Source organism: Vibrio splendidus (genome assembly GCF_003345295.1).
GTDB classification, from domain to species: domain Bacteria; phylum Pseudomonadota; class Gammaproteobacteria; order Enterobacterales; family Vibrionaceae; genus Vibrio; species Vibrio splendidus_K.
Genome location: NZ_CP031056.1, coordinates 1486109 through 1498788 on the forward strand (window position 1 = coordinate 1486109; position 12680 = coordinate 1498788).

The 12680-nt window shown below is 45.0% G+C and carries 7 protein-coding genes; 5 read left to right on the top strand and 2 right to left on the bottom strand.

Annotated elements, in window-relative coordinates; all coding sequences use genetic code 11:
- Positions 1–416 precede the first annotated feature (416 nt).
- Positions 417–2972 (bottom strand): molybdopterin oxidoreductase family protein, encoded by a 2556-nt coding sequence (locus tag DUN60_RS22190; RefSeq protein ID WP_114635476.1) that lies wholly within the window; start codon positions 2970–2972, stop codon positions 417–419.
- 501 nt (positions 2973–3473) lie between these two features.
- Here DUN60_RS22190 and nirB point away from each other — a divergent pair.
- The 4 genes from nirB (at position 3474) to DUN60_RS22210 (ending at position 10067) form a co-directional block, all read left to right on the top strand.
- The gene (gene nirB, locus DUN60_RS22195; protein ID WP_114635477.1) at positions 3474–6056 is read left to right on the top strand and encodes a nitrite reductase large subunit NirB; all 2583 of its coding nucleotides are present in this window, start codon (positions 3474–3476) and stop codon (positions 6054–6056) included.
- Positions 6057–6136: 80 nt separating this feature from the next.
- Complete coding sequence (gene nirD, locus DUN60_RS22200; protein ID WP_114635478.1) at positions 6137–6481, top strand: nitrite reductase small subunit NirD; 345 nt, start codon at positions 6137–6139, stop codon at positions 6479–6481.
- Positions 6482–6623: 142 nt separating this feature from the next.
- Positions 6624–8093, top strand: coding sequence for a NarK family nitrate/nitrite MFS transporter (locus DUN60_RS22205; protein ID WP_114635479.1), 1470 nt, complete (start codon positions 6624–6626; stop codon positions 8091–8093).
- Between the two features lie 183 nt (positions 8094–8276).
- The gene (locus tag DUN60_RS22210) at positions 8277–10067 is read left to right on the top strand and encodes a bifunctional protein-serine/threonine kinase/phosphatase (RefSeq protein WP_114635480.1); all 1791 of its coding nucleotides are present in this window, start codon (positions 8277–8279) and stop codon (positions 10065–10067) included.
- Between the two features lie 84 nt (positions 10068–10151).
- Here DUN60_RS22210 and cra read toward each other — a convergent pair whose 3' ends face one another.
- Positions 10152–11156, bottom strand: coding sequence for a catabolite repressor/activator (gene cra / locus DUN60_RS22215; protein WP_114635481.1), 1005 nt, complete (start codon positions 11154–11156; stop codon positions 10152–10154).
- 385 nt (positions 11157–11541) lie between these two features.
- Between cra and fruB the strand changes: the two genes are divergently transcribed.
- The gene (gene fruB, locus DUN60_RS22220) at positions 11542–12675 is read left to right on the top strand and encodes a fused PTS fructose transporter subunit IIA/HPr protein (protein ID WP_114635482.1); all 1134 of its coding nucleotides are present in this window, start codon (positions 11542–11544) and stop codon (positions 12673–12675) included.
- Positions 12676–12680 lie beyond the last annotated feature (5 nt).

Here is a 12680-nt window from a genome sequence, read left to right on the forward strand (position 1 = left end):
ATTTTACAACTATGCTCATAGAAACTAGCAGTTATATTAGACAGAATAATTCTGCATTTTGTCCCTGAAACAATTCTATCTAGTAATCTAAACCGTTCAGGCTCTGTCTAATAACTCATTTAATAACAGAACCTTACCTGATTACTGCTTTATCAAACATGACGAAAAGCAGAAATTTTCTATATAGTTACAGTAAAATTCAGAAAACACCTCAATGTGTGAGTTAATCGTTGCCTTATTCGGTGATTTACTGACCAAACCCTAGGCAGTTTTGACCTAAGTCTTTGGGTTGGATGATGAGCGAACCGCAGTTCAGGCTATGAATTGTCACGGATTGAGGCCTGTACACTCAAACAAAAACGCCGACATGATTGTCGGCGTCTACGCTATTGGTATGGATGAATGTGAGGTAGTAACTACTTCGCCATGGTACTCAAAAACTCGGCTTCGAATTCTTCATCGGCTTCTCGGGTTAGGCATTCCACCAGCCAGTTGATGCTTTCATGATCTAGGTTACTATTCACCACGAACGCTTGTTTCACGCCAAACTCACCAAGCTTGGCTGAACCATAGTTCTTGAACGATTTATTGCCGTGATAATGGAGTGATTTAACCGCTTCTGCGTTGGGTTCAGGTAATTCATCCAGTGTGTTGGCAAGCTGAATAACTAGCTCCATCGGATTCTTAGATGACGAGATACGATACAGAAAACCGCCCTCCACTTTCTGCCTAACCCAGTAATCAAAGCTGCTGCAGTCCATCACCTTGTCGCTGACCAGTGCCGCTTCGCTGCGATAAGCGCATGCCTCTAACATCACAGGTGTGTGTTTAAATTCTGGCTGTCCTGAATTGGTATCGGTGTTAGGTAAAATCAGGTCACACGGCTTGCTGTCTTTGGCCGTGGTGCCATTCCAATGGATCGGCATAAACACCTGCTCTTTACGCATCTCTTGGGTTAATACCAAGCGCGCTTGAGACTCACCTTGAGCGCTTTTCACTTTAACAACCTGGTTGGTTTGGTTTGTGCCCGTTTCCAATCCAAATTTCTTGGCGGTTTCAGGGTGAACAGCAATGAACGGCTCGGGAGTGTGGTCTCCAAGTGATGAGGCAAGCCCTGTTCTACTCATGGTGTGCCATTGATCGCGCACTCGTCCGCTGTTCATAATAAGCGGATAATCTGGTGACGATGTCGTTAATGGCAAAGCATGTTCAACCGCAACGAACTGCGCTTTTCCTGACTTAGTGAAAAACTCACCATCGGTGAACATTCGTTTATTTACGATATCTTGCTGTAATTCTAGTACGGGCCATTGCTGGGGTTTTAGCTCGCTGTAACCTTTATCGTCTAAGTTTGTTAAACCTATTAAGCACAAGTCTCGTTGCTTGCCATTCGCATTATCAAGGCTAGTCATCTGACAATACTCTTCAAATATCTGCCCTTCATGACGATAATCAAAGGCATGTTGATGACCCATTTTCTGCGCCACTTCTTTAATCATCCACCAATCAGGTTTAGCTTCACCCGGGCTTGGCAATATGCGGCGCTGCCTTGATATACGGCGCTCAGAGTTGGTCACGGTACCCGATTTTTCACTCCAACCTTGCGCAGGCAACACAACATCGGCCAAGCGTGTGGTTTCAGTATCGGCAATGCAATCTGACACCACCACAAATGGACAGTTTTCTAGCGCGGCTTTCACTCTCGCACTGTCTGGAAGGCTCACCACAGGGTTGGTCGCCATAATCCACACCGCTTTGATCTTGCCTTCAAGCATGTCGTCAAACAACTCGACTGCTTTCAAGCCGGGTTTGGTTGCTAAGTTATCGGTTTGCCAAAAATCACTCACCGTTTGGTGTGATTTTTCATCCCCAAACTCAAAGTGCGCCGCCAGCGTATTCGCTAAACCACCAACTTCGCGACCGCCCATTGCGTTGGGTTGCCCGGTCACAGAGAAAGGCCCCATACCTGCTTGTCCGATTTTTCCGGTGGCTAAATGACAGTTGAGAATAGCGTTCACTTTGTCACAACCTTGGCTCGACTGATTCACGCCCTGAGAATAAATGGTGACGACTTTTTTGTTTGATGCGAACGCACGATAGAAGCGCTCAACCTCTTGTTCCGTTAGCCCGGTCAACTGGCTGACGCCTTGCTCAGAATTGATGTTTGAATCAGAGTGGTAAACATACTTCTTTGCTGACTCGATCGCTTGTTGGAAGCCTTCTGTGTTCTTGCTTATATAGGCTTCATCAAGTGCATCATTATCCGCTAGGTATGAAAGCAATCCGTTAAACAAAGCCACATCAGAGCCCGATTCAATCGCTAAATGTTGATCTGCTATTTCACATGTGTCGGTATAACGAGGATCTATGACGATCACTTGCAGTTTGGGATTCGCTTGCTTAGCCGCTCTTAACCTTTGAAAAAGAACCGGATGACACCATGCTAAGTTTGAGCCAGTAATCACGACCAAGTCAGTTTGCTCTAAATCTTCATAGCAAATAGGCACCGTGTCGCTACCAAATGCACGCTTGTGTCCAACAACGCTCGATGCCATGCAAAGCCTTGAGTTGCTGTCGATGTTTCCGCTGCCAATAAAGCCTTTCATCAGCTTATTGGCAACGTAATAGTCTTCTGTTAACAGTTGACCAGAGACATAGAACGCAACCGAATCAGGGCCGAACTCTTCAATGGTTTGGTTAAACCTATCAGCGACCAATTGAGTGGCGTCATCCCATGCGAGTTCATGTTTTTGTTGATTTTGAATATGAGTAGGCTGAGTAAGACGACCTAGAGGTGTTACGGTTTCACCTAGAGCAATGCCTTTAGTACATAACTTTCCATAATTCGACGGGTGTTCTTTGTCACCGCGCACTTCAAGCTTACCTAATGCAGTGGGCCTCGCTTCTATTCCGCAGCCAACACCACAATAGGCACATGTCGATTTTATCCAGCCACTGTTTGAATCACTCATCCGTTTCTCGCTCAATTATCCATAATTGTATTTATTTAGATCAAGCAAATAACACGCCATTAAACCAAAGAATCGCAAATACAACAAAAACCAAATAAAAACAACAACTTAATAAAACAAAAATAATTAAAACTCAGTTCCCAATAAATGCTTGATACGAAAAACTTATTTTTTGCACCATCTTGCGGAAAGTTGCACCACAAACGCTCATTTCCATAAATTTAACAAAAAAATTACATACCACTTTAGGGGTAATTGCGTGCCACCCGAAAATCTTAATCAATTGAAAAATATGAATTAAATTTTATTTATTTTGCTAAATTATAATTTGGCATCCTCCTTGCTCCACTAGAAACCAAGAGTTAGAAAAACAATTTTTGTTTTCTTGATAATGATGAATTGAGTGGAATCTCAACCCGGTATTCATTTGTTAACCATTAGAAGTTAAACGCTATAAACGTTAACGCTATAAACAATGAAGCCGAGAATAAGGAATGGATTATGAGCAAGAAGAAGATCGTCGTCGTTGGTAACGGTATGGTTGGACACAAATTTATCGACAACATATTACAATCAGAAAGTGATGATTTTGATGTAATTACTTTCAGCGAAGAACCTAGGTTAGCCTATGACCGAGTCCAGCTTACAGCTTACTTCAAACGTGGAAATGCCGAAGATTTGGCATTGACCAGCGAAGAGTATTACCAAAGCAATGGCGTCAACTACCTATTAAACGCAAAAGTCGCTCAACTAGACACTGACAATAAGTGCGTTGTGACAGAGTCGGGACATACCGAGAGTTATGACACATTAATTCTAGCGACAGGTTCATTTCCTTTTGTTCCTCCTATTCCCGGTAACGACCAAGAACATTGCCACGTTTATCGCACCATCGAAGACTTAGACGCTATTGAATTATCAAGCAAAAGCAGTAAATCGGGCGTGGTTATTGGTGGTGGCCTGCTTGGCTTAGAAGCCGCAAATGCAGTTAAAAACCTTGGTTTGGAAACCCATGTGGTGGAGTTCGCTCCTCGCCTGATGGCCGTACAGTTGGATGACGGTGGCGGTGCGCTTTTACGCCGTAAAATTGAAGACCTTGGTGTTCAGGTTCACACTGAGAAGGCAACCTCTGAGATAGTCGCGGGTGAGACTTCTCGCTACCGTATGAACTTCGCAGACGGCACCCATCTTGAAACCGATATGATTGTGTTTTCTGCGGGTATTCGTCCTCAAGATGCCCTAGCTCGTAGCTCTGATATTGCCATTGGTGAACGTGGCGGCATCGTGATTAACGATCATTGCCAAACCAACATTGACAATGTGTATGCGATTGGTGAATGTGCACTTTGGGACAACAAGATCTTCGGCTTAGTGGCTCCTGGCTATTCAATGGCGAAAGTCGCAGCAGCGCATATCATCTCTGATGGCGCGAGCGACGCTTCGTTTACTGGTGCCGACATGAGCACTAAGCTCAAACTGCTTGGTGTTGATGTCGCAAGTATAGGTGAAGTACACGGCCAAACAGAAGGTGCTCAATCGTATACTTATAACGACGAAATCGAGCAAGTTTACAAACGCCTTATCATCTCAGCTGATGGTAAAAAGATTGTTGGTGCAGTATTGGTGGGTGACGCCGAAGCTTACGGGTCACTACTGCAAATCAAACAAAATGATATGCCTCTTCCTGAAAACCCATCCGTGCTTATTCTGCCAAACCTCGCGGACGATTCTGGTTCAGCAATGGGTGTTGAAGCCCTGCCTGACAGCGCAGTGATTTGTTCGTGTTTTGATGTGACCAAAGGCGATATCAAAGACGCCGTATCTGCTGGATGCACCACCATGGCAGCATTAAAAGAAACAACCAATGCTTCAACAGGTTGTGGTGGTTGTTCTGCGCTTACTAAACAAGTTTTAGACAGTGAACTAAGCAACCTTGGTGTGGAAGTCTCAAACGATATTTGTGAGCACTTTGCCTATTCTCGACAAGAACTTACCGACATTATCCGCGTCAACAAAATTAAGACATTCGATGAGCTATTGGATTCTCATGGCAATGGATTGGGCTGTACAGTCTGTAAGCCTGCAGTCGGTTCAATTTTGGCTTCTTACTGGAATGATTACATCCTAGAAGATCAGCATATTGAACTGCAAGACACCAACGATATCTACCTAGGCAACATGCAAAAAGACGGCACTTATTCAGTTGTGCCACGTATTGCAGGCGGTGAAATCACACCTGACAAATTGATCGTGCTTGGCGAAGTCGCGAAAGAGTTCGACCTTTACACCAAAATCACCGGTGGTCAGCGTGTCGATTTGTTTGGTGCGCAGCTTAACGAACTGCCTATCATTTGGAAAAAGCTGATTGATGCAGGTTTCGAAACAGGCCACGCCTACGGTAAGTCGGTTCGTACTGTTAAGTCGTGTGTGGGTAGCACTTGGTGCCGATACGGTATCGACGACAGCGTAGGCTTAGCGATTCGATTAGAGAACCGCTACAAAGGGCTACGCTCGCCACATAAAACCAAGTTTGCAGTTTCTGGCTGTACTCGTGAATGTGCAGAAGCGCAGTCGAAAGACTTCGGCATTATCGCGACCGACAAAGGTTGGAACCTCTACATCTGTGGTAACGGTGGTATGCGCCCTCGCCATGGTGACCTTTTTGCTACCGACCTTGATGAAAGCACCCTTCTGCAATACATAGACCGCATTCTGATGTTCTACACACGTACCGCAGATCGCCTACAACGTACATCAGTATGGATGGAAAACCTTGAAGGCGGCATTGAATACCTCAAACAAGTCGTGATTGAAGACAAGCTCAATGTTGTTGAAGAACTTGAAGCAGATATCGCCCTCAATATCGAAAAATACCAGTGTGAGTGGAAAACCACCATCGAAAACCCTGAAAAGATGAAACGCTTCCAGCACTACATCAACAGCGAAGAGATGGACACTAGCCTTTCATTCATCAAAGAACGAGAGCAGCGTTTCCCTAAGCCGAGCTTGAGCGATTCATCTGAGAAAGTTCGAAATGAAGCCCTCACCAATTCTGAACAAATTGAAGTTACCGAAGTGTCATAGATGCCTTTCGTCTGTCATCGCAACTACGCCACTTAACCGAATAATGATTATAAAGCTCATCTTTTGACTAGGAGAAAGTCATGAAAAATTGGACAACCGTATGCAGCACTAGAGATTTAACCCCAAATGGTGGCATTTGCGCCAAAGTAGACGATAACCAAGTGGCTATTTTTTACTGTAAGCGCAGCGACACGCTTTATGGGCTCTCTAATTACGACCCTGTCGGCAAAGCGAATGTGATGTCACGTGGTATCATTGGTTCATTAAGCGGTGAGCCTTACGTAGCTTCGCCCTTATACAAGCAGCATTACCACTTAGAAACTGGCGCATGCCTTGAACAACCCGAACTCAAGCTCGTTAAATTTGAAGTTCGCAAGCAAGGTGAACACGTACAAGTTCTCGCACCGCTTGCTATCGCCAGTTAATAAACAGCCGACATCATCCTGCAAACGCTTTATAGGCGTGAGCAATTTCGGCATAGGGTTTAGCCACATGAATGCGTTCGAATTTCGGAAGTAACGCACGAGCTAAAACCGGGTAATTTTCCAGATTTAAAGGATTTAAACCATGGATAACACAAAATTTTCGCTGCTTTCATTTAAGGGTAAGATGAAAACCTTACACCTAAGCTGGATGGCCTTTTTTATCACCTTTGTTGTGTGGTTCAACTTTGCCCCGCTACTGCAAATGGTGAAAACTACGCTTGGTCTTTCTACTGAAGAGATCAAAACACTGCTTATTCTCAACGTTGCGTTAACCATTCCTGCTCGTGTCGCAGTGGGTATGTTAACCGATAGATATGGCCCAAGGTTGGTCTACTCTTCATTACTTGCTGTCTGTTCAATCCCTTGTTTTATGTTTGCGATGGCAGACTCTTTCATTCAAGCGGCTATTGCACGTTTCCTATTAGGTTTCATTGGCGCAGGCTTCGTTGTTGGTATACGCCTTGTGTCTGAGTGGTTCCCACACAATGAACTGGGTACAGCAGAAGGTATTTACGGCGGTTGGGGTAACTTCGGTTCAGCAGCGGCAGCATTCACGCTTCCAACTCTCGCTCTAGCATTTGGTGGCGAAGACGGTTGGCGTTATGCGGTTGGTATTACTGGCGTAATGAGCTTAGCGTTCTCGTTTGTGTTCTACAAAAACGTAACGGATACACCAAAAGGTTCGACTTACTTCAAGCCTGCTCAAGTAACAGCGATGGAAGTAACATCAAAGGGTGACTTTTTCTTCTTACTTATTATGAAGATCCCGATGTATGCCGCTTTAGCACTACTGACATGGAAACTATCGCCAACCAACATCAACATGCTGTCTGACATGGCGGTTTACTCGGTTTACGCAGGTTTAGCCGCACTTTACATATACGAAGTGTCGCAAGTTTGGAAGGTAAATAAGAACGTATTCAAAGAAGAAGTGCCAGAGATTCACCAGTACAAATTCAAGCAAGTTGCGGTACTTAACGTATTGTACTTCGCGACATTTGGTTCTGAATTGGCTGTTGTATCTATGCTGCCGTTGTTCTTCTCTGAAACCTTTGAATTAACGCCGGTTCTTGCGGGTATGGTTGCATCGGCTTATGCCTTTATGAACCTAATGTCTCGCCCAGGTGGTGGTTGGATTTCAGATAAATTCGGTCGTAAACCAACACTGCTTATTCTAACGATTGGTCTTGCTGTAGGTTACTTCGCAATGGGTCAAGTAGACAGCACATGGCCTGTATGGTTAGCGGTTGTCGCGGCGATGGCGTGTTCTTTCTTCGTTCAAGCGGGTGAAGGTGCGGTATTTGCGACAGTTCCTCTAATCAAACGACGTATGACAGGTCAGATTGCAGGTATGACGGGTGCTTACGGTAATGTGGGTGCAGTAGTTTACTTAACAGTGCTGTCTTTCGTGAGCTACCAAACCTTCTTCTTAGTGATTGCTGCGACCGCCATACTTGGCTTTGTGACTCTACTGTTCATGGAAGAGCCTAACGGTCAAATTGCCGAGGTTAACGACGATGGCAGTGTCACGCTGATTAATGTTTCAAACTAGTCTCAGTACTATGAAGCATTGATATTATTGAATCGGGAGAAGCACCTTAGCAGATACATCAACGCTAGGTGCTTCGTTCAAAGGCTCTACGTTCACTAGAGCTTTTGTTCTTTCTCAGATGTGCTCTCAAGCAGATGAGAAAACGGCCAGTTAAGAAGACGGCAGTTAAGAAGAAGACCAGTTATGACAATTTCATTCAGCCAAGGACAAGTCACCACGCCAGAGTCAAACAACCAAATGACGCTGAAGTTTGGTGGTTACTCAAATAAAGGCATTCGTGATGAAAACCAAGATGCCATCATTGTAAAACACCCAAAAACTCGCGCTGAGCAAGAGTTAAAAGGCAGTGTTGCCTGCATAGCCGATGGTGCGAGTTGCAGTGAACATGGCCAAAAAGCCAGCCACACCAGCGTGATGCAGTTTATTGATGACTACTACGCCACTCCAAAAAGCTGGAGCATTCAGCGCTCGGCGCAAAAGGTCTTAACCTCGCTCAATTCTTGGCTCTTCAACACTTCTGTTTCTAATATTCATCCCGCACAACAAGTGAACCACAATGCGCTCGTTTCCACTTTTAGCAGCGTGATATTAAAATCCAACACCGCACATATATTCCATGTAGGCGATAGTCGCATTTATCTATTGAGAGATGGCGAATTACGACAGCTTACTCGCGACCACACTCGTAAGAACATGGGGCAGAAACATTACCTAACTCGAGCTTTGGGTATGGATAATCAGCTCAACGTTGACTATCAAACGCTTCCTATTAAGAAAGACGACTGCTTCATCCTGACATCTGATGGCGTACACGAGTTTGTCTCGCCCAACACATTCAAGGATCACATCGACAAACCAGGAGCGGATTTTGAATACGCTGCACAAACGATCTGTAACACAGCTTTAAGCCACAACAGTTCAGACAACGTGAGCTGCTTGATTGTGCAAGTCAGTCACCTACCTAAACCTTCGCTCATTGAGTTCCATGAAAAGCTGGCTAAACGTGCTATCCCACCCGCTTTAAAGCTTGGGCAAAGCATCGACAACTATATGGTACTCGAGGTGTTGTATGCAGGTTCAAGAAGCCATGTATACCGTGTAATGCAGAAAGAGACACAAACCGAATTCGTCTTGAAAGTACCGTCGGTTCAATATCACGATAGCCCCGCACAACTGAGCGCGTTTTTTAACGAACAATGGGCAGGGATCCTGCTGAACAACAAGAAAGTAATGAAGGTCTACCCGACGCCAGAACACTCGCAATTCCTATATCAAATCTGCGAATGGGTAGAAGGCATCACGCTGAGACAGTGGATGTACGACAATCCAAAACCTTCACTCAAACAAGTGCGCGATATACTCGATAAGATCACACAAGGTATCCGAGTGCTACAACGTGCAGATATGGTGCACAGAGACTTAAAACCTGAAAACATCATGATTCAACGTGATGGCGAGATTAAAATAATTGATCTTGGGGCTGTGTTGGTAAGAGGTATTGAAGAAGGAAGTAAATCAGAGCAAGACTCGGTACCATTGGGCGCTGTTAATTACATTGCACCGGAAACCATAAAGCACAATACCGCGACCACAAGTTCGGATCTATTCTCTATTGCAGTCATCGGGTATGAAATGCTCACAGGCGAACTGCCCTACTCTGAGATGTCTGCACAATCGCTCAAGCAATCTCGTCATCATCAATGGGAATACCAATCGCTGACACAAAAGCGTACTGACATACCAGCTTGGGTTGATTTGGTTTTACAAAAAGCCTGTGCCGAATCACCAAGCGAACGTCATCAAGTGTTGGGGGATTTTGTGGCAGACCTTTACACACCAAACCAAAGCTTGGTCAAAAGCAAAGCCAAGCAACCTTTGATAAACCGAAACCCGATCCAGTTTTGGAAAGTGTTGGCTTTGTTGCTCGGCATTGTTGCCATTGTAGAAATGGGCTTATTACTCAGTGCTAGTTAAAACCAAGTTCGAGTTAATTACAGGTTCGAGTTAATTCCAAGCTCGAGCTAAACGCGAGGCTTCTAGCTAACCGTAACACTCGAGCTAACCTCGTTTCACTAAGCTTCTTGGCACGAGTTCAATGCCAGCTTGGTAACGCTTGGCTGACGCGTTCAAAGCAAGTGCAAAAGCACTATCGGCAATCACTTCGAATTGCTGCGGCAGTGAGTGGACTTTAAAAGGCAAGAAGTCGAGCAGTCGGTTATCACCAAAGGTTGCCAGTTTTACTTGATTGATCAGCTCTGGCTTTTCAACCATCACATCCAGCACACCCTCTAATAAGGTGTAAGACATAGTCACAATCGCATCAGGAACTGTGCCTTTAGCTATCCAGTCTTCAAAAACCTCGCGCCCTGATTCTCTATCAAAGTGTTCTCCATAACCCACAACCATCGGCTTGATTTCTGCTAGCCCTGTTTGTTGAGTATGTGCTTTATTCGCCGCTTCAAAACCCAGCTGACGTTCACGTGAGATATTTAAATCAGGTAGTGCACCTATCAAGCCAACACTATGAATGCTGTCATCGAGAATCGAATGCGTTAGTTCAAATGCAGCTTCGAAATCTTCACTGATCACGCAGGCAAAGTGCTCATCATCTAAAGGACGGTCAATCGCGATTACGGGTGTGCCTGAGTTTTGCAGCTTCAAGTAGAACTCATTGGCGTCTGGCATTGAGCTCGCCACCAGCAAAGCATCAATACGACGACTGACCAAAGCTTCAGCGACCTTTCGCTCGGTTTCAGCGTCATCATCTGAACAGCCAATCAAAATCTGATAGCCCACTTTACGTGAGTTCTGCTCTATCAGTTTTGCTAAACGCGCATAACTGCTGTTTTCCAGATCAGGAATAATCAAACCAAATGAACGGCTATTACCAGCACGCAGCGACGAAGCAGCATGGTCTGGTCGGTAGTTATACTCTTCCACAACCGCCATGACTTTCTGCTGAGTCTTTTCACTGATTCTGTATTTCTGCGCCTTGCCGTTGATGACATAACTGGCCGTGGTTTTCGATACTCCAGCCAATTTAGCAATTTCATCAAGTGTCATATGGGTGACCTGTATTTTGTGCGTAGGATCATATAACCAATGATCTGATCCTCGGATTAGTTGAATTATATGCTGAATCGATTCAGTATAAAAGCTGAAAGGATTCAGCAAAATCTGAAAAGTGACTTCAATCATCCTTTTGAATGGATTGAGCGTCATTTGTTGTGATTCAACTTCTCGTTATTAACGAAACTGAAATTACGACACGCAGCAAAACTATTTTGAAAACCAAAATCGGCTTTGCTGAATTTTTTTACACTGAATGCTGAACCGATTCAGCTAAAGTAAAACAAAGAGCAAAGCAACGAGTAAAGTTCACTAATTCTTGCTCTAGACTGAATCGTAGCGATACACAAATTCTCAAGCGATACGCTAAAGAGGCACCATGCTTAAATTATCAAAATCTGACATCACTCTTGGTCAAACGGCCGATGACAAATTCAAAGCTATCCAGAACATTGCTGGCGACCTAACCGCGAAAGGCTTAGTTGACTCTGGCTACGTTGAAGGAATGCTGAACCGCGAAAACCAGAACTCAACGTTCCTAGGTAACGGCATCGCGATTCCTCACGGCACCACGGATACGCGTGGCCTAGTAAAAGAGACAGGCGTTGCGGTACACCACTTCCCTGAAGGTATTGATTGGGCAGACGGCAACCGTGTTTACGTAGCAATTGGTATTGCAGCTAAATCTGACGAGCACTTAGGCATTCTTAAGCAACTAACGAAAGTGCTAGCGGCTGACGGCGTTGAAGAGAAATTAAAGCAAGCGAAATCAGAAGACGAAATCATCGCCCTACTTAACGGCGAAGTTCAACTAGAAGCCGACCTAGACGCTTCTTTAGTTCAGCTGTTGTTCCCTGCAAGCGACATGATTCAAATGTCTGCAGTGGCGGGCGGCCTACTTAAGAACACAGGTTGCACTGACAACGCATTCGTTGCCGACCTAGTGACGAAAACACCGACTCACCTAGGCCAAGGCCTGTGGTTGTTGGGCAGCGACAAAGGCGTAACACGCACTGGCGTATCGTTCGTTTCAACAGCCAACCATTGTGAATTCGAAGGCACACCAGTTAAAGCATTGGTGGCATTCGCCGCTTGTAACAGCGCGCACCAATCTATTCTGGCAAACCTAAGCAAGATGGTTTTCGAAGGTAAACAGCAACAACTGTTAACTGCTGATGCCGCACAAGTGATTGGTCTTCTGAAAGGTGAAGCGGTTTCTACAGCTTCTCAAGACGATGACAACTGCGCAGTATTCAAAATCAAAAACGCACACGGCCTGCACGCTCGTCCGGGCGCAATGTTGGTGGCTGAAGCGAAGAAATTCGAATCAACGATCCGTGTTTCAAACCTAGATGGCGACGGAAAAGAAGTGAACGCGAAGAGCTTGATGAAAGTAATCGCACTTGGCGTTAAACACGGCCACCAGCTTCAGTTTGTTGCTGAAGGTGAAGATGCAGCACAAGCACTTGAATCGATTGGTAAAGCTATCGCTTCAGGCCTTGGCGAAGGTTAAGGAAT